General features: G+C 70.3%; 18 protein-coding genes and 4 pseudogenes. 9 read left to right on the top strand and 13 right to left on the bottom strand.

What is annotated here, in order from left to right:
- Window positions 1-348: 348 nt before the first annotated feature.
- From PBV52_RS02200 to PBV52_RS51560, 4 genes and pseudogenes are all read right to left on the bottom strand, one after another.
- Complete coding sequence (locus tag PBV52_RS02200) at window positions 349-804, bottom strand: DUF6069 family protein (protein ID WP_274236553.1); 456 nt, start codon at window positions 802-804, stop codon at window positions 349-351.
- Window positions 801-1106 (bottom strand): hypothetical protein, encoded by a 306-nt coding sequence (locus PBV52_RS02195; protein WP_274236552.1) that lies wholly within the window; start codon window positions 1104-1106, stop codon window positions 801-803. Before PBV52_RS02195 ends, PBV52_RS02200 begins: the two co-directional genes overlap by 4 nt.
- The gene (locus PBV52_RS02190; protein ID WP_274236551.1) at window positions 1106-2104 is read right to left on the bottom strand and encodes an RNA polymerase subunit sigma-70; all 999 of its coding nucleotides are present in this window, start codon (window positions 2102-2104) and stop codon (window positions 1106-1108) included. The genes PBV52_RS02195 and PBV52_RS02190 overlap by 1 nt, the downstream gene beginning before the upstream one ends.
- A 77-nt stretch (window positions 2105-2181) precedes the next feature.
- A pseudogene (locus PBV52_RS51560) lies at window positions 2182-2259 on the bottom strand (IS5/IS1182 family transposase); the annotation flags it as partial.
- Window positions 2260-2624: 365 nt separating this feature from the next.
- On the opposite strand from PBV52_RS51560, the gene PBV52_RS02185 reads away from it, so the two are divergent.
- The gene (locus tag PBV52_RS02185) at window positions 2625-2924 is read left to right on the top strand and encodes a hypothetical protein (protein WP_274236550.1); all 300 of its coding nucleotides are present in this window, start codon (window positions 2625-2627) and stop codon (window positions 2922-2924) included.
- Between the two features lie 367 nt (window positions 2925-3291).
- Window positions 3292-5745 (top strand): hypothetical protein, encoded by a 2454-nt coding sequence (locus tag PBV52_RS02180; RefSeq protein WP_274236549.1) that lies wholly within the window; start codon window positions 3292-3294, stop codon window positions 5743-5745.
- A gap of 538 nt (window positions 5746-6283) precedes the next feature.
- Here PBV52_RS02180 and PBV52_RS02175 read toward each other — a convergent pair.
- The 3 genes from PBV52_RS02175 to PBV52_RS02165 form a co-directional block, all read right to left on the bottom strand.
- Window positions 6284-6568, bottom strand: a complete 285-nt coding sequence (locus tag PBV52_RS02175) for a hypothetical protein (RefSeq protein WP_274236548.1) — start codon at window positions 6566-6568, stop codon at window positions 6284-6286.
- A 118-nt stretch (window positions 6569-6686) separates the two neighbouring features.
- Window positions 6687-6839 carry a hypothetical protein gene (locus tag PBV52_RS02170; protein ID WP_274236546.1) on the bottom strand — a complete coding sequence of 51 codons (153 nt, stop codon included), beginning with the start codon at window positions 6837-6839 and terminating at the stop codon, window positions 6687-6689.
- A gap of 35 nt (window positions 6840-6874) precedes the next feature.
- Window positions 6875-7795 carry an amidohydrolase family protein gene (locus PBV52_RS02165; protein ID WP_274236545.1) on the bottom strand — a complete coding sequence of 307 codons (921 nt, stop codon included), beginning with the start codon at window positions 7793-7795 and terminating at the stop codon, window positions 6875-6877.
- Window positions 7796-7885: 90 nt separating this feature from the next.
- Between PBV52_RS02165 and PBV52_RS02160 the strand changes: the two are divergent.
- Window positions 7886-8323: pseudogene (locus PBV52_RS02160) on the top strand (hypothetical protein); the annotation flags it as partial.
- 227 nt (window positions 8324-8550) lie between these two features.
- Here the strand turns inward: PBV52_RS02160 and PBV52_RS02155 are convergent.
- Window positions 8551-8934, bottom strand: a pseudogene (locus tag PBV52_RS02155) (substrate-binding domain-containing protein); the annotation flags it as partial.
- A 224-nt stretch (window positions 8935-9158) separates the two neighbouring features.
- Here PBV52_RS02155 and PBV52_RS02150 point away from each other — a divergent pair.
- Window positions 9159-10118: pseudogene (locus PBV52_RS02150) on the top strand (alpha-L-rhamnosidase C-terminal domain-containing protein); the annotation flags it as partial.
- Between the two features lie 103 nt (window positions 10119-10221).
- On the opposite strand, the gene PBV52_RS02145 reads toward PBV52_RS02150, so the two are convergent.
- The gene (locus PBV52_RS02145) at window positions 10222-11958 is read right to left on the bottom strand and encodes a cellulase family glycosylhydrolase (protein ID WP_274236544.1); all 1737 of its coding nucleotides are present in this window, start codon (window positions 11956-11958) and stop codon (window positions 10222-10224) included.
- Window positions 11959-12149: 191 nt separating this feature from the next.
- Here PBV52_RS02145 and PBV52_RS02140 point away from each other — a divergent pair, with 191 nt between their 5' ends.
- A complete protein-coding gene (locus PBV52_RS02140) occupies window positions 12150-13199 on the top strand; it encodes a LacI family DNA-binding transcriptional regulator (protein WP_306801415.1) in 1050 nt (349 codons plus the stop codon).
- 97 nt (window positions 13200-13296) lie between these two features.
- Entirely contained in the window at window positions 13297-14823 is a 1527-nt protein-coding gene (locus PBV52_RS02135) for a glycoside hydrolase family 43 protein (protein WP_274236543.1), read from the top strand.
- Between the two features lie 130 nt (window positions 14824-14953).
- Here PBV52_RS02135 and PBV52_RS02130 read toward each other — a convergent pair whose 3' ends face one another.
- The 3 genes from PBV52_RS02130 to PBV52_RS02120 are packed head-to-tail and all read right to left on the bottom strand — an operon-like array spanning window position 14954 to window position 19003.
- Window positions 14954-15835 carry a helix-turn-helix transcriptional regulator gene (locus PBV52_RS02130; RefSeq protein WP_274236542.1) on the bottom strand — a complete coding sequence of 294 codons (882 nt, stop codon included), beginning with the start codon at window positions 15833-15835 and terminating at the stop codon, window positions 14954-14956.
- Window positions 15820-18450, bottom strand: a complete 2631-nt coding sequence (locus PBV52_RS02125; RefSeq protein ID WP_274236541.1) for an aldehyde dehydrogenase family protein — start codon at window positions 18448-18450, stop codon at window positions 15820-15822. The genes PBV52_RS02130 and PBV52_RS02125 overlap by 16 nt, the downstream gene beginning before the upstream one ends.
- A 43-nt stretch (window positions 18451-18493) precedes the next feature.
- Window positions 18494-19003: an FAD-dependent oxidoreductase gene (locus tag PBV52_RS02120; RefSeq protein WP_274236540.1), complete on the bottom strand. Its 510-nt coding sequence runs from the start codon at window positions 19001-19003 to the stop codon at window positions 18494-18496.
- Between the two features lie 231 nt (window positions 19004-19234).
- On the opposite strand from PBV52_RS02120, the gene PBV52_RS02115 reads away from it, so the two are divergent.
- Window positions 19235-19990 carry a GntR family transcriptional regulator gene (locus tag PBV52_RS02115; protein WP_274236539.1) on the top strand — a complete coding sequence of 252 codons (756 nt, stop codon included), beginning with the start codon at window positions 19235-19237 and terminating at the stop codon, window positions 19988-19990.
- 17 nt (window positions 19991-20007) lie between these two features.
- Here PBV52_RS02115 and PBV52_RS02110 read toward each other — a convergent pair whose 3' ends face one another.
- Complete coding sequence (locus tag PBV52_RS02110; RefSeq protein ID WP_274236538.1) at window positions 20008-20673, bottom strand: GntR family transcriptional regulator; 666 nt, start codon at window positions 20671-20673, stop codon at window positions 20008-20010.
- Window positions 20674-20769: 96 nt separating this feature from the next.
- On the opposite strand from PBV52_RS02110, the gene glyA reads away from it, so the two are divergent.
- Together glyA and PBV52_RS02100 are read left to right on the top strand one after the other, a co-directional pair.
- Window positions 20770-22104 (top strand): serine hydroxymethyltransferase, encoded by a 1335-nt coding sequence (gene glyA / locus PBV52_RS02105; RefSeq protein WP_274236537.1) that lies wholly within the window; start codon window positions 20770-20772, stop codon window positions 22102-22104.
- Entirely contained in the window at window positions 22101-23321 is a 1221-nt protein-coding gene (locus PBV52_RS02100; protein ID WP_274236535.1) for a sarcosine oxidase subunit beta family protein, read from the top strand. Before glyA ends, PBV52_RS02100 begins: the two co-directional genes overlap by 4 nt.
- Window positions 23322-23327 lie beyond the last annotated feature (6 nt).

Genomic DNA, 23327 nt, shown 5'->3' with positions numbered 1-23327 from the left:
CGAAGCCGTTCGCCACAGGCCGGGCAGTACCGGGCAGGTACCCGGCCGGCACCATCGGCCACACCACCAGGCTAGGGCTCTCCCGAGATCACTTCAGCGATATCGGAAACGGGCACTCAGTGCCTGCGTAGGCGTATGCAGATTCGGTGGCGTCCGGACCAATGCTGACCTGGCCGGCGATCGAGTCAGGGCTCGGCTGCGAGCGCGTCCTGGCGCGGCTTGAGCCTGATGTCGACCCGAGAGAGGGTCAGATCCCGGCTCAAGCCGCCGCGCAGGGGCCGAATCCGGGGGCCACGTCAGCGCGCTCGCGCACGCACTTGCGCCGCGCGTTGTCCCGTTACGGGATCGTCAATCGGTCCGGGTGCGCAGGCTCCGCGCCAGGGTGGGAATCATCACCGTCGCAGGGACGAGGTGCAGCCCGAGGAGGGCGGTGGTGGTGGCGGTGTTGGCCCCGGACAGGAGGGGCGGGACCAATGAGATCGCGGTCAGCGACACCGCCGTCCACACGAATGGCTTGGCGGGGCGAGCGCTCCAACGAAGAAGAGCGACGGCAATGACGATGCCCACGACCGAGAAGAAGCCGGTCAGCACAGCGAACCCGGACAACGGGATCGTCTCGCCACCATCGGGGACCTCGAAGTCGACGCCGACGACCTGGGCAAGCGCAGCGGCGAGGGTGGTGGCCACCATCGCTGCGAGCGTGGCAAGGAAGCCTGTGCCGACGAGCCCGCGGAATCGGTGGGTGCGGCTGGTCCGGCCCGATGCCGGGCCCGCGACGACCCCGGTGTCATTCAAGCTGTTCATGTCGCTCCTCTGTCATCCGGTAACTGGCGTACGGGGTGCGTTGACTGGCATGCCACGGTCCTGGCCCTGGGGGTGACGATGCGCACCCTCGCCGTGCGACGGCCGGGGTTCCGCAGGGCGCGGACGCCGGTGCCGCGGAGCCAGAAGCCGGCGCCGCGTCCGAGGACGGGCCCGGGCTCGCCATCGCGCAGCTCCAGTTGCACCCGCCCGCGGGTGACGACGCCGAACGCGTCGTCGTACCACTCCGCCGCGATCACCGCGATGCGCGCGCCACCGCGCACCGCGAGCGTCCGCACCGGCACTACTCCGTGCCGTCCGCCGGCAGGCGCTCCGGCAGCCCGAGCCGCGGGAACTGGTCGTCGTGGAACGTGACGATCTCGGTGATCGCCCCGCCGGTGACGCGCAGGACGTCGATCGTCAGCGGCAGGTACGCGTCCTCCCGCTGCTGCCAGAGGTAGAAGGCGACGGCGGGCTGCCGGTTCACGGAGGTGAAGACGGCGCGCAGCCCCTTCATGCCCTCGAAGCCGCTCTCGACCCAGTCGTTCACCACCGCGTCGCGGCCGACGTACAGGCCGGGTGTGGGCGGCATCGAGCAGCGCACGTCGTCCCGCAGCATCGCGGCGAGCGCCGGGATGTCCGTGGCCACGCTGGCGTCGGTGTAGCGGCGCACCAGCTCGCGCGTCCCGGCGTCCCGTTCTCCGCCGGTCCAGTCCTGCCGCTCGGCGGGCAGATGCTCCCGCATGCCGGCGCGGGCCCGCTGCAGCGCGCTGTTCACGGAGTTGACGGAGTCCCCGAGAAGCTCCGCGACCTCCCTCGCCGGCCAGCCGAGCACGTCCCGCAGGATCAGCACGGCCCGCGGGCGCGGCGCGAGGTGCTGGACCGCGACCAGGTACGCCAGCTCGATCGTCTCCCGCGCGACGGCCACGGTCTCCGGCTCCTCCGCGTCGCCCGCGGGCAGCTCGTCGAGCAGCCGGTCCGGGTAGGGCTGCAGCCACAGCACCTCGCCGCCGGTCGCCGGCTCCGGGCGGTACTTGGCGAGCAGGTCCAGGCAGGCGTTGGTGGCGATCCGGTACAGCCAGGCCCGGAACGTCGACCGCCCCTCGAAGGTCTCCCGCCGCCGCCAGGCACGGAGGAACGTCTCCTGCACGGTGTCCTCGGCGTCCTCGAACGACCCGAGCATCCGGTAGCAGTGCACGTGCAGCTCCCGCCGGTGCCGCTCCGCCAGCCCCGTGAACGTCGGCTCGTCGACCTCGCCCAGATCGCTCACGCCCAGCTCCTCCAGCCGCGTGTCCGCACTCATCACGTCATCCTTCCGCCTCGTCGTGTCCTGTCGTAGGTGTGACGGGCGCGGGCGCGAAAACTCATCACCAGGGCCTACTGCCGACGCGACAGCTTCGGCCGGTAGCGGTGCCGCTTGAACGGGATACGCACGGAACCGCCGGCGCCGTACCGTCCGCCGCCGGGGCCGTGTGCCGCACCGCGTTGGCGGTTGATTCCCCCACCACGGTGACCACGTCGTCGACCACCTCCACCAGGCCCCGACGAACGATGTGGCGTCGGGTGAATTGCCGTGCCTGAGCTAGCCCTTCACCGGTGGCGGCGACCTTGCCGGCGGCGTAGGTGGCGGTGGACGGGTGTTCTGCGCCCTCGTCGTGGGGGGCGTATGCGCGGATCCTGCGACACTCTGCGCCAAGGGTTCGGTAGGGGCGGAGACGCCGCCTGTGCCGGGCGGGTCGGCTTCGGGAGGTCGTGCGGGGCTGGTCGCCGTATCGTCGGGGCGTCAGAAGCCTGTCGGGGGGCCGACGAAGTGAGGCGGAGCCATGAGCGTGCTTCGGATCGCACTGCAGGAGGACTTCCAGGGCGAGCACGTCGTGGTCACCGTGGACGGAACCGTCGTCCTGGACGACCCCTCGGTGCACACCAGACGGCAGATCGGCCTGGCCCGCTCCATCGAGGTCCCGGTACGGGACGGCGGGATCACGGTGGAGGTCTCGGTCCACGGAGGGCCACGCGAGAGCGTGGAGATCGACACCACCGTCAGCAAGGCGGTGCTGGTCGACCTCGACGCCGATGGCCGCCTGACCGTCCGTGCGAGTGGAGATCTCCCCGGTTACGTGTGACCGGCACGTCTGCCGGGCGAGGCGATCCAGGACGGGCTTGATCGGACGCGTTCGAATTGCGAACCGGGGTGATCGGGCTTCCACTTGAAGGGTCCGGCTCTCCAACGGCAGGCGTGTGCGCCCGGCGGCGCAACCGGACGAGGCGCACGCTCCGGGCCGGCTCGGCAGCCGTCCGTATCGCGCTCAGGCATCCCGACCGTCGCAGCGCCCTGCCCTGATCCGGCAGGCAAATGTCGGCAGGCCGGACGCCCGCAGACCGCGCACCACGCGCACCACGCGCACCACGCGCGCCGTGCGGCCGGACACCCACCCCTTCCGCTCTACCACCACGCCCGGGCAACGGAGCCCGGGCTGAGGAGAGGTCGGCATGACCACACAGCAGCACCGCCCGGCGAGTGGGCTCGACGAGCTCGTCCGCGCCGTCGTCGAGGAGATCTCCCGCCTTGCCGGGGACGGCCGGGAACGAGCCGGGTACGGCTCGGGCCCGTACGCCGAGGGCGTCCAGGACCGCTGGGACACGGCGGCCGGCGTTCAGCCAGGGGCGCCGGCCGCGGCCCTCCTGGTCCAGCGCAGCGGCGTGTACGTCCGCACCGACCTGCCCGTCGTCCCCACCCCCGACCACGACGGCATGCAGGTCGTGCAGGACGTACCCACGATGCCCGGCATGCTCGCGCCGGAGGTGCGGCCGACCGGTGCGGCAAGGCCGGCAGGCGCCCTCCCCGACGAGAACGCGATCGCTGTCGAGCAGCCCCAGGCCGGTCAGCCGCAGGCCGAGACGATCCCGCCCGGTGCCGCCCTCGGCCTGTTCGAGGAACTGCGGGTGGACGTGGACGGGCAGGCCCCCACGATGACCGTCTCGGGCCGCATATGGCGGCTCATCACCGGCGGTCTCACCTGGATGGCCAAGGTGACCAAGCAGCCGGACGGCTCGTACACCGGCGCGATCAGCTACCGCGACGGCAACGCCTCCCTGCGCCCCGCCAGCTCGATCCGGGTGCAGCTCACCGGCAGCCCGCCGCTGCAGCCGCTCGCTGCACGGGTGACCTTCAGCCGCCCGGGCGCGGCCGACCTGGTCCTCGGCTACACCTTCGCGCGGTCGGCGTTCCGCGAGGTCGGAATCGAGTTCGACCGCGTCGAGGGTGCCGAGCAGACCGACGCGTACGCGTTGCACGACCACCCCGTGCGGCCCGACGGGCTGCCCGACATCACCCTCACGGTGGAGGGCGCCTTCACCCGGCAGGGAATCAAGGTCACCCGCACCGGTGGCGGCAACGTGATTCCGCGCTCGGCCTCCGTGGACGACAAGTGGTCCGACATCGAGATGCACGACGCGATGCAGCAGCACTGGTCCGAGTGGAGGCCGGGGCCCGGTGGGCAGGGCGTCGCCCAGTGGCAGGTGTGGACGCTGTTCGCGGGCCTGCACGAGCCGGGCGAAGACTTCACTCCCCACAGCCTCGGCGGCATCATGTTCGACGACATCGGCACCGCCCAGCGGCAGGGCTGCGCGATCTTCTCCGACTCGTTCATCTCCGACCTGCCGCCGAACGACCCCGCACCCGAGGCGTTCGCCCGCCGGATGCGCTTCTGGACGGCCGTACACGAGATCGGGCACTGCTTCAATCTCGCGCACGCCTGGCAGAAGTCGCGAGGGACTGCATGGATTCCGCTCCTCGATGAGCCCGAGTCCCGCAGCTTCATGAACTACCCGTTCCGGGTGCCCGGAGGTCCGCAGGCGTTCTTCTCCGACTTCCGGTACTTCTTCTCGGAGAACGAGCTGCGCTTCCTGCGGCACGCACCCGAGCGGTTCGTCCAGATGGGCAACATCCCCTGGTTCGACCACCACGCCTTCGAGCAGGTCCGCCAGTACTCCGCCCCGAGCCCTCTGACGCTCTCGCTCCGCGTCAGCCGCAACCGCGACCACGAGGGCGCGTACCGCTACGGCATGCTCGAGCCGGTCATCGGGGAGCTGAAGCTGGCCAACACCTCCACCGACCCGGTGATGGTCGACCGCAACAAGCTGATGGGCGACGACCTGGGCATCGTCATCCAGCGCGAGGGGGAGACCGAGGCCCGGATGCACCGGCCGTACCTGAAGTACTGCATGCGTCCCGAACCCGTCGTGCTGCAGCCCGGCGAGGCACTCTACGGGCAGATCGTGCTCAGCTCCGGACTCGGCGGCTGGCAGATCGCCGAACCCGGCAGGTACCGCGTGTACGCCGCGCTGCGCACGGCCGCCGGCGGCTCAGCGGCCTCCGTCGCCGGCGCCTCGGACGGACAGGTCATGGCCGCGCCGCTCATGCTCCGGGTGGAGCGCCCGGCCAGCCGTGAGCAGGAGCGGCTGGCGGACGACGTCTGCACGGACGCCGTGGGACGCGTGCTGGCGCTGGGCGGAAGCCGGGTGCTGCACGGAGCCAACGACGTGATGCGCGAGGTCGTGGAGCGGATTCCCGACGAGGCCGTCGCCAAGCATGCCGCCGCCTGCCTGGCGCTGGCGGAGACCGTCCCTGGCAAGGTCATGCAGGGTGGTGGCGATGGTAGGAGTCCGCGCCTGGAGGTCACGACGGCCGACCTCGAGTCGGGTCGGCAGCGCGCAGAGCAGGCGTACGGAGACCTGAACGCCGCCGCGGAGACGTTCGGCCACATCCGTCTGGCCCGCAACATCGAGCACATCGCCCGGTCACTCGACCAGCAGGGCAAGGGCGAGACAGCCACGCAGTTGGTGAGCGGTCTCGCCCAGACCCTGGAGAGCCGCCGGGTCAAGCCCGGTGTGGTGCAGCGGGCCCGCAAGCTGGAGCAGCAGCTCTCCGGCGGCGGCGAGTAGGCGGCCGCCCGCAGCGGGCTGTTTCACTCGACCCCCTCCCGCAGCCGTCCGGGAGGGGGTCGTCGTGATAGCGCCTCGGGCAGGCGGGCCCGGCGGCACCCAGGCCGGACCTGTGCACGGCGACGTCGGTGATGGGAATGCGTGGGTGAGGCAGTCGGAGGCGAGGAAGTGCCTCAGGCCGTAGACGACCAACCCGTCGGGGATGTCGACCCGGTCGGCCTTCTTGCCGTGCTTGGCGGCGTGCCACTCGATGGTCTGCCGCACCCGGGCCGGCAGGGGCACGTCCCGGTACTCGCCCACCTTGCGGTGCTTGAGACGCTCGTACTGGCAGGTGGTCCGGTTGACCTTCTCAGTGATGCGGAGACGTCGTCGGCGACGATGTTGTTGAGGTTCACTGCGAACGACTCGCCATTGCGCATGCCGCATCCGCTCATCAGATCGGCGACCAGCAGGAAGCTGTCATCGCCGGCGGTGCGTATCTCACGCAGCTGCTCGGGGGAGGGGATCACAACCCGCTTGGGGTCGCACTGCGGCGGCTTCACCCGGCCACCGGGTTGTCGGCGAACAGCCCCAGCCGGTTTGTATCCGGCAGGATCGCCTTCAGCTTGTCGAAGGCGTTCGCTTGGGCGGCCAAGCCGACCCCGTTACGTTCCATGCTCTGGAGGAAGCCCTCGACCACCTTGTGGTCGAAGGTGTTCATCCGCCGGCTGCCCAGCAGCGGCAGCGGGTGGATGTTCAGCAGCGACTCCAGGTGCACCACGGAGGCCGGCCCCAGGTCCCGCTGGCCGGCCTTCCACTCGCCGGCGTACTCCTCGAACCGCATCGCCCCGCACCTGGCGATCCGCTCCGCCTTCGCCTGGCTTCCCGGCCGCCGACCGATACCGGATCTTGTAAGGGTGGGGACACTTCGACCACCCCGACTGCGGATGCTCGCACTCCTTTCAAAAACACTCACCGCCGCCGGTGGAGCCCAGGGCTCCGACGGAGTCGACGCCTGCGGCGGCGAGGCGGGAGACGAGAGCGCGGAAGGCGTTCTCGCCGATGCCGTCTTCGGTGGTGGGGGTGAGGGGGAAGGCGCTGAGGCCGCGGAACATGGGAGGACTCCTCGGGGTATGGGGTCGTGATGCTGTTACAGGCCGAAATGCTGTTCCAGGCCGAACAGGTTTGCCGCGTTGTCGTGGCACACGGCCCGCAGCCACGCCTCTCCCAGACCCAGCCGCTCCAGGGCGTGGAGCTGGTGCAGGTAGGGGTAGGGGATGTTGGGGAAGTCAGAGCCGAGCAGGATGCGGTCGCCGAGTGCGGTGAGCCTGGGCAGGCCCCGACGCGGGAACGGCATGAATCCCTCGGCGAAGTCGGTGAACGCCATCGTCGTGTCCAGCCGCACCTGGTCGTACCGCTCGGCGAGGTCGAGGAACTCCTCGTACTCGGGCATGCCCATGTGCGCGACGATCAGCCGCAGCTTCGGGTGCCGGGCCAGCACCCGCGCGATCGGCTCGGGGCCGGTGTGCTTGCCGGGCGCGGGCCCGGAGCCGCAGTGGATCACCACAGGGATCCCGGCCTCGGCCAGCACTCCCCATGCCTGCTGGAGACGTTCGTCGCCCGGGTCGTACGCTCCCACCTGTACATGAGCCTTGAACACGCGCGCGCCTGCCTCGACGGCCTCGCGGACGTACGTATCGACGTCCGGCTCGGGGTAGAGGGTGGCGGTGTGCAGGCAGTCCGGGGTGCGGCGGGCGAAGTCGGCCGCCCATCCGTTCAGCCACCTGGCCATGCCGGGCTTGTGGGGGTAGAGCATCGCGGTGAAGGCCCGGACGCCGAACTCCCGTAGCACAGCCGTTCTCACCACCTCCTCCTTCCGGTACGTGATCGGCCACTCCAGCCCACCGATCAGCGGCCCGTTGGCGTCGAAGTAGTCCCAGACCTTGTGCAGGACAGGCTCGGGCATGAAGTGGGTGTGGACGTCGATCAGCCCGGGAAGACCGAGTCGGCCCCAGAAACGGCGGACCTCACCGGCCTCCTCACTGACGGGTGCCATGCGGTGATCGTTCATGTCGCCCACCATCGGCCCTGGTGAGGGGGCGGAGCGACCCTTTCGGTCAGGGGTGCGGTGAGGGATCCATCACACCGGACGCGGCGCGCGATGCAGAAGTTCGACACCCCCGCCCCGGTCTCCGCCGTCCTCGACATCCCCGCGGGACGCATCCAGTTCATCGCCGCCGACCGAGCCGACACCACGGTCGAGGTCCGGCCCGCGGACGCCTCGAAGGGCCGCGGCGTGAAGGCGGCGGAGCAGATCGAGGTCGCGTACGGCGACGGCGTCCTGCGGATCGAGGCCCCGGCGGCGAAGAACCGGATCCTCGGCGCTTTCGGTTCCGTCGAGGTCACGGTCCAGCTGCCGGCCGGCTCCCGCGTCGAGGCGAAGGCGGCCGCCGCCGAACTCCGGGCCGGCGACGTCTCGGTCGGCCGCCTGGGCGGCCCCGCCGAGATCAGCACCCAGAAGGGCGACCTCGACATCGCTGAGGCGGTTCGCGGCACGGTCACGCTGCGCACCGAGCACGGCGACATCACCGCCCGTGGCCTGTAACCCGCAGCCTCGCGCATACGCAGCAATTCTGGGTGGGTGGGCAGCACACCAAGACCTTGGGCCGTAAGCCTTGAGGTGGGCCGTAAGCCTTGAGGGGGACGCCCTCCGATCGTCCGTCACAACCGAGGGACGGTCGACCGAGCCGAAGGCGCTGCCGCCGGTGCTCCAGTCGGGGCGGGCGCGGGCGCCATGCGGGGCTTCCCGGCCGCCGACAGCGGAGATCAGGTGTCGTCGGCGGACGACGCCGGTGGTGGAGCCGTGGTGCGGCGTGCCACCAGGGCGGGTGACAGCTTGACCTGGACCGACGGCTTGCCGCGGTCGGTGATTCGCTCCAGGAGGAGACGGGCGGCGTTCCGGCCGATCTCACGGCCCGCCTGGTCGACGCTCGTGTTGTCGTAGCCCGCCACCGAGAGGTCACCAGGCACCGACAGCCCCGCCTCGGCCACCGCCTCCAGTAATCCCATGGCGACCATGTCCGCGCCCGCGAAGACAGCCGTGGGTCGGCGGGGACGTGCGAGCAGCTCTTCGCACCCTCGTATCCGCCCTGCTGCGTGTAGCTGGTGGAGACGACGTCGATCTCCTCGTCCAGGCCGAGGCTCCGCATGGCCCGCCGGTAGCCGTCGGCGCGCTGCGCGTTCGGCATCTCGGCGATGCGCGTCGGGTCGGTTTCGTGGTGCTCGATGTGGGCGATCCGGCGGTGCCCGAGCTCGGCGAGGTGGCCGACGACCAGCGCCGCGCCCGCCACGTCGTCGTCCGCGACGGTGTCGTACACCGGGGAATGCCCGTGGCGGCCGACCACGACCGTCGGCACGGCGGAGGCGACGTGCTCCTGATGACGCAGATGGCCCGAGCCGTCGGCCGCCCGACGGAGGCCGCGACCTACGAGCAGCTCTTCGGCGACATCAAGAAGGCGTTCATCACGAAGTACCTCAGCACCGACGGCGGCACGGTCACGGTGAAGTCCAGCCTCGGCGACGCCTCCCCGATCGAACCGGGCTCCGACCCCAACCAGAAGACCGAGGACAACACCCAATCGGCCCTGCTGTGGGTGCTGAAGCTCGGCCTTTACGACACCGAGGCCCAACGCCGCACCCTCGTAGGCCACTTGGCCGACAACATCGGCAACGACGCGGCCTACAAGGCGGCACACCCCAACAGCAGGAGGGTCAGGTACGCCGAGAACACACTCTCCGTGGGCTTCCTCGGCGTCAACGTCCTCGCCCCCGTCCTCACCGACGAGGGGCGTGCGGACCTGGCGTACGAACTGCTGCACCAGGACGCGCTGCCGTCCTGGCTGTACTCGGTGAAGAACGGCGCCACCACGGTCTGGGAGCGCTGGAACTCCTACTCCAAGGAGACCGGCTTCGGCCCGGTCAGCATGAACTCCTTCAACCACTACGCCTACGGCGCCGTCATGGAGTGGATGTACGCCTACATGGCCGGTATCGCACGCGACCCGGACAGCCCCGGCTTCAAGCACTTCGTCCTGCAGCCGCACATCGATCCGACCGGGAGGATCACGCACGTCGTGGGCTCGCACGAGTCGCCGTACGGCGAGATCAGGAGCGAGTGGACGCTCGGCGGCAACGGCACGACCTTCTCGTACGACGTGCTGGTGCCCGAGAACAGCGAGGCAACCCTGCGCCTTCCGGCCGTCTCGGCCGACTCCGTGCGCGAGGGGCGGACCCCGCTGGCTCGTGTGGACGGTGTGCGGTTCGTCGGGCATGCGGACGGTGTGGCCACGTACCGGCTGACGTCCGGCTCGTACCGGCTGACGAGCAGGCTCCGCTGGCTCGTTGTGCTCATGGCGCCTGACCCCGCCGGAGGAACGCGACCGTGTCGTCCAGGCTCCGGTCGATGTCCTCGGCGGGGTTACGCGCCGGCAGCTGAGGTCAGGCGGGCGTGCCGGTCGCCGTGCTTCCCGACTTGGTGACGTAGTAGGTCGCTGAGGCACCGCTCCAGAAGTGGAAGGTGAGCGTGACCCGGGAGTCGTCCTTGAGCGAGTTGAAGAACTCGGCGGTCAGCTTGATGGAGTCGCCGGTGTAGGCCGAGAAGGCGGAGTCCCATTGCTGGTAGGAGGTCCAGCTCGCCGGGCCGGCGTTGCTTCCGTCGTCGTACCTGGCCTCCATCGTCGCCAGCATGTCCCCGCGGAACCGGGTCGCAACGGTCAAGCCGCTGGTGCTTCCTGAGGCGTTCGACAGCACCGGGGCGTCGTAGGTGATCACGTCGATCCGCCACGGCACACCGCGGGAGAACCTGGCCTCCAGCGTCGCGTTGACTCCGTACCTCCGGTCGCCGGCCAGTTCGGTGAGCGCGGCGGCCGTCAGTGTGAGCTGGTTGCCGGAGACGGTGAAGTCCCTGCCCTTCACGAGGTCGCGGTTGCCGTGCCGGAGCCCCTGGAAATTGGTGCCGTTGGGATTCAGGGTGAGCGTCTGGCTCGTGACGGGGCTCGACTTCGGAAGGAACACCAGGTCGCTGGAGGCGGTGCCCGACCGGGTGCTCCAGCTCGACTTGATCTGGCCGAACAGCTCGGGGTCGCGCCACTGCAGGGTGTTGCGGTTCAGGAACTGGCCGGCGTCCCACAGCATGGTGGTGAGCCTGCGTTCGCGGGCGTAGTTGCCCAGGAACTCGAAGTACTTGCGCTGCTCACCTCGCTCGATGATGCCGGGGCGGTTGTGGTCGTAGGCGAGCAGGGCGTACTCGCCGACGATGACCGGGATGCCGTGTGCGGTGAAGGTGTTGTACACACGGTCGAACTGATCGATGAGGTCCTGCTGCGAGGTGGCGTCGAAGCGGGTGTAGCCGGCGATGTTCACGCTGAACGGCCACCAGCCGTAGAAGTGGATCGTCGTGGCGATCATGGGGTCGCGCAGAGCCGTGAGTTCGGCGGCCAGGGCGTCGAGCCGGCCCTGGTCGGAGTTCGTGTACAAGGTGGGCAGGACGAGCAGGCGGTTGGTGTTGGCGCCGCCCGACGCTCGGACGATCCGGTGGAACACGCGGTCGAGTTCGGCCAGCAGTCGGTAGTTCTGGTCGTCGCCGGAAGTGTTGCTGAACGTCGGCTCGTTGATGCTCTCGAAGACCAGCCTGGACGGCTCGTCGCGGAACGCCGCCGCTATCTGGGTCCAGGTGGCCTCGTACCGGGCGAGGACGGCGTCGTGGTCGGTGGAGAGGTTGTTGACCCACATCCATGAGTCGTGGTGCATGTTCAGCAACACGTACAGGTTTTCGGCCATGGCCCAGTCGACGACCTGCTTGACCTTGGCCATCCAGGCCGGGTCGATCGGGTAGCCGGGCGCGGCGCCCTGGTGGGTGCCCCAGGTGACGGGCAGGCGGATGCTCTTGAAGCCCTGTGACTTGACCTTCTTGAGGAGTTCCCGCGTCACGGGCGGGTTGCCCCAGGACGTCTCGTCGGGGATGGCGTCGTAGGTGTTGCCCAGGTTCCAGCCCGGCTGCATGGCCGCCACCGCGCTGCGGGCGGCCGGGGCGCTGGGCGGTGGCGGGTCGGCGGCCTCGGCGGTGGCGGGCACCAGCGGAAGCAGGGCGATCGCCAGAAGGAGTGCTGCCAGTCTCCGCGGGGAGCGCGACGATCGGTGTCGTCGAGGAAGGAATCTTGCCAGTCGCGTCGTCATCACATGCACCTTCCGGTGGGGCCGGCCCGGGGCTGCAAGCCGTCTGAGGTGTCAGCCAGTGAGGAAAACTTTCGCTGTGCGCGGCGGAGAAATTAACATGAAGATGTGTCCGGGGCCACAGGTTCGTCGGTAGGAGATGCGAGAATGACCCGGCACACCAGTACGACGCTGTTCAACCGGGGAAGGCCACGTTGGCGGACAACGCAGCAGATGGAGCGGCGGATCGGGAGCGCAAGGAGCGTCACGCCCCCAAGTCGGTGACGATCGCGTACATCGCCGAGTCGGCGGGGGTCTCGGTTCCGACCGTTTCCAAGGTGCTGAACGGAAAGTCGGGGGTGTCGGCGGACACGCGCGCCCGGGTCGAGGAGCTGATCAACCGCTACGGCTACCGCAAACCGGCCGGGTCCAACCGGAGCAACGTCGTCGAGCTCGTGTTCCGCGAGCTCAAGGACATGTGGGCGGTGGAGATCATCCGGGGTGTGGAGCGGGTGGCCCGCCGGCACCGCGTCGGCGTCATGGTGTCCGAGTTCGGTTTGCACGACAGCAAGGAGCCGACCTGGGAGGACACGGTTTCCCGGCGTCCGAACTGCGTGTTGTCCGTGGCGCAGCTCTCCGAGGCCGAGCGCGAGCAGCTGACGGCGAAGGGGATCCCGTTCGTCGTCTTCGACCCGATCATGGAACTGCCGGACGACGTCCCGTACGTAGGCGCCACGAACTGGTCCGGCGGCCGGACCGCGACCCGTCACCTCGCCGAACTCGGCCATCGCCGCATCGCGATGATCAGCGGCCCCGAAGGCCAACTGTGCTGCTCCGCCCGGCTGGACGGCTACCGCTCCGCGCTGCAGGCCGCCGGACTGCCCGCCGATCCCGAGATCATCGTGCACGCCGGGCTCACCCGTGAGGACGGCTGCGCCGCGGCGCGTGCCCTGCTTGCCCTGCCCGACCGCCCCACAGCGATCTTCGCCGCCAACGACCTGCAGGCGCTCGGCGTCTACCAGGCCGCGCGCGAGGCCGGCCTGAGCATTCCCGACGACCTCAGTGTCGTCGGGTTCGACGACCTGCCGGTCGTCGCCTGGGTGGATCCGCCTCTGACCACCGTCCATCAGCCGCTGACCGAGATGGCGGTGGCGGCGACCGAGCTGGCGCTCACGCTCGGCCGTGGCGAGGAAGCACCCCAGGTCGGGCTGGAGATCGCGACGACCCTGACGGTCCGGGCCAGTACGGCTCCGCCCAAGGGCTGAAACGACGCGGGAGGCGCCATTGACCGCGGGCAGGGCCGATCGTTAGCCTCGGTGCGAAACTTTCTGCTGTGTAGGCCGACACTTTCTCTCACGGCTCATGAAGGGACTCGATTTGTCGAGCACGCCCGAGAGGGGCAACCCCATCAGCAATCCCGTGATCCCGGGGTTCCACCCCGACCCGAGCATCTGCCGGGCGGGCGAGGACTACTACCTCGCGTGCTCCAGCTTCGAATACTTCCCCGGCGTGCCCATCTTCCACAGCCGGGACCTGGTGCACTGGACCCAGATCGGCAACGCCCTCGACCGGCCGAGTCAACTGCGTCTGCCGCCCGACACCAACTCGTCCGGCGGGCTCTACGCGCCCACCTTGCGCTACCACGACGGCCGCTTCTGGCTGATCGTCACGAACGTGAGCGGCGACGGCAATGTGCTGTTCACGGCCACCGACCCGGCCGGCCCCTGGTCCGACCCGATCCGGCTGCCCGGCGTACACGGCATCGACCCGGACCTCGCCTGGGACGACGATGGCACCTGCTGGTGCACCGTCGCGGGAGTCAGTCAGGTCCGCATCGATCCCCGTACCGGGGAGACGTTCGGTGAGCCACGGCGCCTCTGGTCCGGCGCGCCCGGCGCCAAGGCTCCGGAGGCGCCGCATCTGTACCGCATCGGCGGCTACTGGTACCTGCTCATCGCCGAGGGCGGCACCGAGCGGTGCCACGGCGTCTCGATCGCCCGTGGCCGCACGCCGGCCGGCCCGTTCGAGCCCTGCCCGGCCAACCCGATCCTGACCCACCGTGGCACCGACCACCCCATCCAGAACACCGGACACGGGGACCTGGTGCAGGGGCCGGACGGTTCGTGGTGGATGGTGTTCCTCGGAGTCCGACCGCACGGCGGCACGCCGGGCTGGCACGTACTCGGCCGGGAGACCTTCCTGGCTCCGGTGACCTGGGTCGACGACTGGCCGGTCGTCGGCGAGGTGTCACCCGCCATGGCAGCGCCCCCATGGCCGCTCCAAGAGCCTGCCGTCGTGCCGGTCCGGGACGACTTCGACCTCAGCGAACTCGCCGTCGGCTGGATCTCGCCCCGCTCCCGGCCCGCGCAGAACTGCACCACGAAGGAACGGGCCGGCTGGCTGACCCTGCGCGCCCGCGGGGAGTCACTCGACGATTCCGAGGTCACCTTCGTCGGCCGCCGCCAGCAGCATCTCTCCTGCCGCACACGGGTCCTGGTCGACCCGGCCGAAGGGCGCGGGGGCATGGTCGTCCGTCTCGACGAGGAGCACCACTACGAGATCGAGGCGACGCCCGGTCAGGTGCAGGTCCTGGCCCGCATCGGCCCCCTGCGGTCCGTGGTGGCCTCCCATCCGACGGCCGTCGGCCCGGTGGTGCTCAGGATCGAGGTGACCGCCACCCGGCAGGTCACCGACGCGCGCCAGGGACCGGACACGGTCTCGCTCGGCGTGGAGGACGCGAAGGGCGCGTTCGTCGAGTTGGCCGCGCTCGACGGCCGGTACCTGTCCACCGAGGTCGCCGGCGGGTTCACCGGCCGGGTGATCGGCGCGTACGCCTCGGCCGGAACCGTCCACTTCGACTGGTTCGACTACGAGCCGATCGAGGACTGAAGCCTGAACGTGCCGGGCTCCCGCCCGAAACGGCTCGGGTCGTTACATAGCCGGGCGCGGTGCGCCATCGTGGCGGTCGCGCTCGTCTTCGCCATCGTTCGGGGGCTGTCACCCGGGTCGTGGCGCCGTGTCAGCTGAGGGAGGAAGAGGCCGGCAGGTTCTCGTCGGCGGCCCACGAGGCGAGGATGCGCAGCCGGTCGTGGGTGGCGGAGCCGGGGGCCGCGGTCCAGACGGTCAGGTGCTGGTCCGGGTCGGTGTTGGCGGTGAGGGTGTCCCAGTCCAGGACGAGTTCGCCCACGACCGGGTGATCGAGGGTCTTCGTGCCCACGGTACGGGCGGCGACCCGGTGCTCGCCCCACCACTGGGCGAACTGCTTGTCCCGCGTCGACAGTTCACCGACCAGCTCGATCAGGCGAGGGTCCTCGGGGTACTTGGCCGCCTCCATCCGCAACTGCGCCACGGAGATCTGGGCGGAGGTCTCCCAGTCGGCGTACAGGGTGCGCATCGCCGGATCGGTGAACTGGATCCGCGGATAGTTGCGGTGCTTTTCCGGGATACGGGAGAAGTCGGTGACGAGTGCGGCGGCCAGGGCGTTCCAGGCCAGGATGTCCCCGCGCCGGCCCTGGACCAGAGCGGGGGTGGCCGTGAGGTCGTCCAGGACCCGCTGCAGCTGCGGCTGGACCGTCTGCCTGCTGCGGCGCCGGGTGCGGGTGGTGGTCTTGCCCGCGAGCTGGAAGAGGTAGCCGCGCTCGTCGTCGTCCAGGCGGAGCACGCGGGCGAGGACGTCCAGCACGGGAGCGGACGCCTGAATGCGGCCCTGCTCCAGCCGGGTGTAGTAGTCCGTGCTGATCGAGGCGAGCTGGGCGACCTCTTCACGGCGCAGCCCGGCGACCCTGCGGGGTGCGCCGGTCTCCGGCAGTCCGACCGTGCGCGGGCTCAGCTCGGATCGGCGCTTCTTGAGGAATTCTCCCAGCTCATTGAGGGGAACATTGCGCGTCATGCTTCCCAGCATGGCACTGGTTGCAGCAGGGAAAGGGGGGAGAATTTCCTCCCAGGATGTGTCGCTCCCCGGATCCCCGCTCCTCGCAGACGCCGCCGCCGCGGGCCTTTTCCACGTGGTAGGCGCGGTAGCGATCCTTGGGCAGGCCGTCCTCGGAAGGGCGGTGTCAGCGCCCGTGGTTGTGCATGACGTGCTTGGGTGCGCGAGTAGTCGTCCAGGGCGTAGATCGACAGGTCCCGGCCGTAGCCGGATCCCTTGAAGCCGCCCCAGGGCACTTCACTGGCCAGGACGAGGTGGGAGTTGACCCAGACGGTGCCGAAGTCGAGGCGCGCGGCGACGGCGTGGCTGCGGCGGGCGTCCTCGGTCCACACCGACGCCGACAGGCCGAGGGGGACGTCGTTTGCCCGCCGTACCGCTTCCTCTTCGTCGGTGAAGGTCTCGACCGTGACCACCGGGCCGAAGATCTCCTCGCGGGCGACTTCGGCTCCTTCGGGTACGTCGACCAGCACGGTTGGGGCCACGAAGTAGCCGGGACCGTCGAGGGCCCCGCCGCCGGTCGCGACGCGGACGCCGTCGTTCTTCGCACGCTCCAAGTACCCGGTGACCCGGTCGAAGTGGGCCTTGGAGACCATGGGGCCGACTTCCACGTCCTCGCCGGAGGCCGGCTCCCCGACGACCAACGCCTCTACCTCGCCGACGAGTTGCTCGACGAACCGCTCGGCGACCGATGCGTGGACGAGTACGCGGCAGGCGGCCCCGCATTCCTGGCCCGAGTTCCAGAAGCCGGCGACGCGCAGGGACGACGCGGCCGCCGCGAGATCGGCGTCCTGGAAGATCACGGCCGGGGCCTTGCCACCGAGTTCGAGGTGGACCCGCTTGAGGGTGTCGGCGGCGGCCCGGGCGACGGCGCGACCGCTGGCGACCGAACCGGTCAGGGCGATCATGTTCACGTCCGGGTGCTCGGCGAGCCGGGCGCCGACGCCCGCGCCGTAGCCGTTCACGACGTTCAGCACGCCGGGCGGCAGGAGATCGGCGACGAGCTCGGCGAACTTCAGCGTGGTCAGCGGGGTCTGCTCGGACGGCTTGATGACCAGGGTGTTGCCGGCGGCGAGGATCGACGCGATCTTCCAGGCCGCCATCAGCAGGGGGTAGTTCCACGGCGTGATCACGCCGATCACGCCCAGCGGTTCGCGCAGCATGACCGACAAGTGGTCCTCGGCGTAGTCGCCGGCCGCCGGCGAGGTGGCCGCGCGCACCGCCCCGGCCATGAAGCGGAACGTGTCGACGGTCATGCCGACGTCGTCCCGCGACACGGCGAGCGGCTTGCCGGTGTTCGCCGACTCCAACTTGGCCAGCAGCTCGGCGTTCTCGGCCACCCGGTCGGCCATGGCGTGCAGCACCTCTGAGCGCTCCTTGGGGACCTGTCGCGCCCACTGGCCCTTGGCCGCCACCGCGGCGGCGACCGCTCGGTCGATGTCCTCGGCGGTGCCCTCGGGGATCCGGGCGATGACGCTCTCGTTGCTCGGGTCGACCACGTCGATGACGTTCTCGGGTGATCCGTCGACGAACTTCCCGTCGACGAAGTGCCGGGCCGGGGGAAGGTCGGCCGCGGTGATCAGAGGTGTCGCGTGCGCTGCGCGACGAACCGTGGCCGTCGTGGGGCCGGTGGCAGTGGTCATGATCAGTGACTCCCTGAGTGTGGTCGGGTGGGAAGGGCCTGGATGCGTCACCGAGACGCCGACAGCTGGGGGGAGCGCCTCGACCAGGGAGGAGATCCTGGCGGTCGTGGCGGCGTCGAGGCCGAGTACCGGCTCGCGGGGGCCGCCGACGGGGAATCCGGCCGCGTCCAGGGCGGCCTTGACCGCCGGGATGAACGGGGCGGACATGATCGCGTCCATCAGCGGGTAGATCCGCGCCCATTCGGCCCGCGCGCGGTCGAGTTCACCGCCCACCAACGCACGGTGGATCGACACGAGTTCGGCCGGCATCACGTTCGCGGTCCCGGCCATGACACCGGCGGCGCCCTCGGACACCGCGGTCAGCAGGAGGCTGTCCCAGCCGACGAAGGTGGAGATGACGTCGCCGTAGCGGTGGATCAGTTGCCCGGCCTGCGCCATGTCGGCACTGGTGTCCTTGATGTACTGGATGTTCTCGACCTCGCGCGCCAACTGTCCGACGGTGTCCGGGGAGAGGTTGACACCGGTGGCCCCGGGCAGGTTGTAGAGCATGATCGGGATGTCCACGGCATCGGCGACGGTGCGCAGGTAGTGCAGCGTCTCGTCGAGTGAGAGCGGCTCGTAGAACGGGGCGACCACCATCAGCACCGAGGCTCCGGCGGCCTGCGCGTGCCGGGACAGCTCCACCGCCTCCTTGGTGCTCAGCGCGCCGGTCTGGGCGACGACCGGCACTCGTCCGGCCGCCTGGTCGATGACGGTCTCGACCAGGTGGCGTCGTTCCGCCGCGCTCATCGCCGCGAACTCACCGGTGGACCCGCAGGCGACGACGCCGTCCACCCCACCGTCGATGCTGCGGTCGACCAGGCGGCGCAGGGTCTTCTCGTCGATCTCCCCGTCCGACGCGAACGGGGTGGCGAGGGCGGTCAGGACGCCGCTCAGCTGTGACGACATTTCTGGAGTCTCCTCAGGTGAAACTGTGGGTGGGAAGGCGGACTTACGGGGCCACCGGGGCCAGGTCACGCCTTGTGGTCTGCCGTTCGGTGGCCAGCAGGCTCCGTGCCTCCTGCGCGGCGGACAGCCCGGTCTGGATCGCCGTCTCGGTGTAGAGGGTGCCGAGGTAGTCACCGGCCAGGAACACCCGGTCGCAGCGGCGCGTCAGCGTCTGCTGGAGCTTGCCGCGGCCGGGGAAGCAGTACGGCGCACCCGTGGGCCAGCGCTGCACCTCGGCCTCCACGACGTTGTCGGCGAAGCCGGGCAGCACCTGGTCCAGGTCGTCGAGGTAGATCCGACGGATCTTGTCGTCGTCGTGCTCCAGCAGTTCGCGCGCCAGACTGCCCGGCGAGAAGGTCATGATGCTGCTGCCGGGCCGGCGCTCCTGCTCGTAGCCGTGCACGACGTTCGACATGTTCAGCGCGACGTTGAAGGACCGCTTGGGCGTCGCGATGCCGTACGCGTCGTCCCAGACCTGGCGCCCGGTCTCGTCGCTGAGGAACGCCGCGCTCACATACGGGCCGTAGACGATCTCCGACCTCGCGAGAGCCCGCCCGACCCGCACCGTCTGCGCGACGCGCTGCTGACCTGGTCCACCACCTGGACCCCCTCCGCGGCACCCTTCACCCGGGTCGCCGCTCCACGCCCGTCGTACGACGTCCCGGCCATCTGCGGCCGTGACAACGACTCGAACGCCCGGGACCTGCGCGCACGCGACGCACTGGACCTCCCCGCGGCGATCGCGATGACATCCCCCGACGCTCCGCCCGGCGCGCCCGTCACCACCGATCCCGTCGTCGGCCTGCTGCGCGAAGCTGTCCTCGACGCCGTCCTCGAGGGCGGCCACCGGCCCGGCGACCGCGTCCGGGAGGCACCGCTCGCAGCCCGCCTCGGCGTCTCACGCCGGGTCGTCCGCGCCGGGCTGCGGGAGCTTGCCGAGGAGGGCATGCTCGACCTGCTGCCGGGCGGCGCGACCGCCGTCCCCGCCGTCACGGCGAAGGACGTCCTGGACCTCTACGCCCTGCGCGCCAGCCTCGGCGCGCTGCTCATCCGCCGCGTCGCCATGCTCGGCCCCGACCACCTCGCGCCGGTCTCGGCGGCTCTGGCGGAGGTCCGCGCCGCCGCTCGGGACCACGACCACGTCCGGATACGTGAAGTCGATCTGCGGTTCCAGGACGCCCTCGCCCGCACGGCGGACCTACCGCAGGCCGCCCGCACCTTCGAACGCCTCACGGCTCGGCTGCGCATGTTCGTGACGGTTCTGGACATGGACTACAGCCAGGCGTTCGACACCATCACCAACGAGGACACCGCCGTCTACGACGCCCTGAGCGACGCCGACGGCAACGAGGCGGCCCGCCGGTGGCGGGTCAAGATCGAACGCTGCGTCCGTTACATGATCGCCCAGCTCCCCGAGGACGACATCGCCCCGCATCTGTGGACGACCCTGGCGGGCAGGCCCCGTCCGGGCAGGGAGGAGCTACGGGGCGCCGTGCACTGAGACCTCTCGGCGCGGTGTCAGATGGCCGCGCGAATGGCCCGCTCGAAGCCCTCGACGTGAGCGCGGGCAAGCTGTGCCGCCTGGTCGGGGTCACCGGCGACGATCGCCTCGATCAACGGTCCGTGCTCCTCGACGTGGCCGGCCATGTCGGACAGCCGGTCGATGAACAGGCACCAGATGCGGGTCGCCAGGTTGTCGTGGCGGACGAGGGTGTCCTCCAGGTACGGGTTGTGCGCGGCCGCGTAGACGGCGCGGTGGACCTGGAGGTCGAGGTGCATCAGCTCGGCGGCGTCGTGCCGACCGGAATCCGCGCTCTCCAGCTCCCGCAGCAGTGCCGTGAGGGCCGCCCGGTCCGTGGCCGTGGCGCGCCGTGCGGCCTGGGCGGCGGCGAGGGGCTCCAGCTCCTGGCGTACTTCGCAGATGTGGGCCAGGTCGGTGATGTTGACCTCGGTGGCGAAGGTGCCGCGTCGGGGGTAGGTCGTGATCAGGCGCTCGTACTGGAGCCGCTTGAGCGCCTCGCGCAACGGCGTCCGTCCGACGCCGAGGGACTGCGCCAGCTGCTCCTCGTTGATCGGCGCGCCGGGGCGGATCTCGAGCATGACCAGCCGGTCGCGGACGGCGCGGTAGGCGCGCTCGGCGAGGGACAGCTCCTCGCCCCTGGGCTCGGTCGCCACGTGCTGCATGAAAAGCCCCCTTGACCTGACCGGCGAGCTCCCATACCGTACCGCAGAGCCTGATATATCAGTTGCGTATTAGTCGGCCCCCAGGATGGTGCACAGATGGCAGCCAACCCGTCGACCAGCACACTCGCCTCCCCTCTCTCCCAGCCGCTCAGCGAACTCGACCCGGACGTCGCCACCGCCGTGGCCGCCGAGCTGCACCGTCAGCAGTCGACCCTCGAGATGATCGCCTCGGAGAACTTCGCCCCCGCCGCCGTCATGGAGGCCCAGGGCTCGGTGCTCACCAACAAGTACGCCGAGGGCTATCCGGGCCGCCGCTACTACGGAGGCTGCGAACACGTCGACGTCATCGAGCAGTTGGCCATCGCCCGCGTCAAGGAGCTGTTCGGCGCCGAGGCCGCGAACGTACAGCCGCACTCCGGCGCCCAGGCCAACGCGGCCGCCATGTTCGCGCTGCTCGAGCCGGGCGACACGATCCTCGGCCTCGACCTGGCGCACGGCGGTCACCTGACCCACGGCATGCGCATCAACTACTCCGGCAAGCTCTACAACGTCGTCCCGTACCACGTGCGCGAGTCCGACATGCGCATCGACATGGACGAGGTCGAGCAGCTCGCCCTCGCCCACCGGCCCAAGATGATCGTCGCCGGCTGGTCGGCCTACCCCCGCCGGCTGGACTTCGCCGCGTTCCGGCGGATCGCCGACGCGGTCGGCGCGTACCTGATGGTGGACATGGCGCACTTCGCCGGGCTGGTGGCCGCGGGCCTGCACCCGAGCCCCGTGCCGTACGCCGATGTCGTCACGACCACCACGCACAAGACCCTCGGCGGCCCGCGCGGCGGGGTGATCCTCAGCCGTGCCGACCTGGCCAAGAAGATCAACTCCGCGGTCTTCCCCGGCCAGCAGGGCGGCCCGCTGGAGCACGTCATCGCGGCGAAGGCGGTGGCCTTCAAGGTGGCGGCGGGGGAGGAGTTCAAGGAGCGTCAGCGGCGCACCCTGGACGGTGCCCGCATCCTCGCCGGACGGCTGCTGGCCGACGACGTGGCCGAGGCCGGGATCACGGTCCTGACCGGCGGCACCGAGGTCCACCTGGTCCTCGTCGACCTGCGCACCTCCGCGCTCGACGGCCGACAGGCCGAGGACCGGCTGCACCGCGTCGGCATCACCGTCAACCGCAACGCGGTGCCGTTCGACCCCCGCCCGCCGATGGTGTCGTCGGGCCTGCGGATCGGCACCCCCGCCCTGGCCACCCGCGGCTTCGGCGAGGCGGAGTTCCGGGAGGTCGCCGACATCATCGCCCAGGCCCTGAAGGAGGAGCAGCTCGGCGACGAGCGCACCGGCCTGCTGCGCGACCGCGTCGAGAAACTCGCCGCCGCGTTCCCTCTCTACCCCCATCTGCCCCGCCTGCCCCACCTGAACGGAGACGCGGCATGACCACCGAGCCGCTGCCGGAGCATCCGGACTTCCTCTGGCGCAACCCCGAGCCGCGCTCCTCCTATGACGTCGTCATCGTCGGCGCGGGAGGCCACGGCCTGGCCACCGCCTACTACCTCGCCAAGAACCACGGCATCACCAATGTCGCCGTCCTGGAGAAGGGCTGGCTGGCCGGCGGCAACATGGCCCGCAACACCACGATCATCCGCTCCAACTACCTCTGGGACGAGAGCGCGGCGATCTACGAGCACGCGCTCAAGCTGTGGGAAGGGCTCCCGGAGGAGCTGGACTACGACTTCCTGTTCAGCCAGCGCGGCGTCCTCAACCTTGCGCACACCCTCCAGGACGTCCGCGAGGGCGTGCGCCGCGTGGGCGCCAACCGCCTCAACGGCGTCGACGCCGAGTGGCTCGAACCGGACGAGGTTGCCAAGGTCTGCCCCATCCTCAACGTCTCGTCCCGCACCCGTTATCCGGTCCTCGGCGGCACCTTCCAGCCGCGGGCGGGCATCGCCAAGCACGACCACGTCGCCTGGGCGCTGGCCCGCCGCGCCGACGAGATGGGCGTGGACCTGATCCAGGGCTGCGAGGTCACCGGCTTCCTCAAGGACGGCGACCGGGTCGTGGGCGTCGAGACCAACCGCGGCCCCATCCACGCCGGCCGGATCGGCCTCGCGGCGGCCGGGCACAGCAGCGTGCTGGCCGAGCGGGCGGGCGTACGGCTGCCGGTGCAGTCGCATCCGCTGCAGGCGCTGGTCTCCGAGCTGCACGAGCCGGTGCACCCGACGGTGGTCATGTCGAACCACGTGCACGTCTACGTCTCCCAGGCCCACAAGGGCGAGCTGGTGATGGGCGCGGGCGTCGACTCGTACAACGGATACGGGCAGCGCGGCTCCTTCCACGTCATCGAGCAGCAGATGGCCGCCGCCGTCGAGCTGTTCCCCGTCTTCGCCCGCGCGCACGTGCTGCGGACCTGGGGCGGCATCGTCGACGTCACGCCGGACGCCTCCCCGATCATCAGCGCCACCCCTGTCGAGAACCTCTACGTCAACTGCGGCTGGGGCACCGGCGGGTTCAAGGCCACCCCGGCCGCGGGCTGGACCTTCGCGCACACCCTCGCCACGGGTGAGGCCCATCCATTGAACGCTCCCTTCGCCCTCGACCGTTTCAGGACGGGCGCGTTGATCGACGAACACGGCGCCGCAGCCGTGGCCCACTGAAAGCCC

Source organism: Streptomyces sp. T12, assembly GCF_028736035.1.
GTDB lineage: Bacteria > Actinomycetota > Actinomycetes > Streptomycetales > Streptomycetaceae > Streptomyces.
Note: the sequence above shows the minus strand (reverse complement) of the source record. Positions and strands in the feature narration are given on the sequence as shown.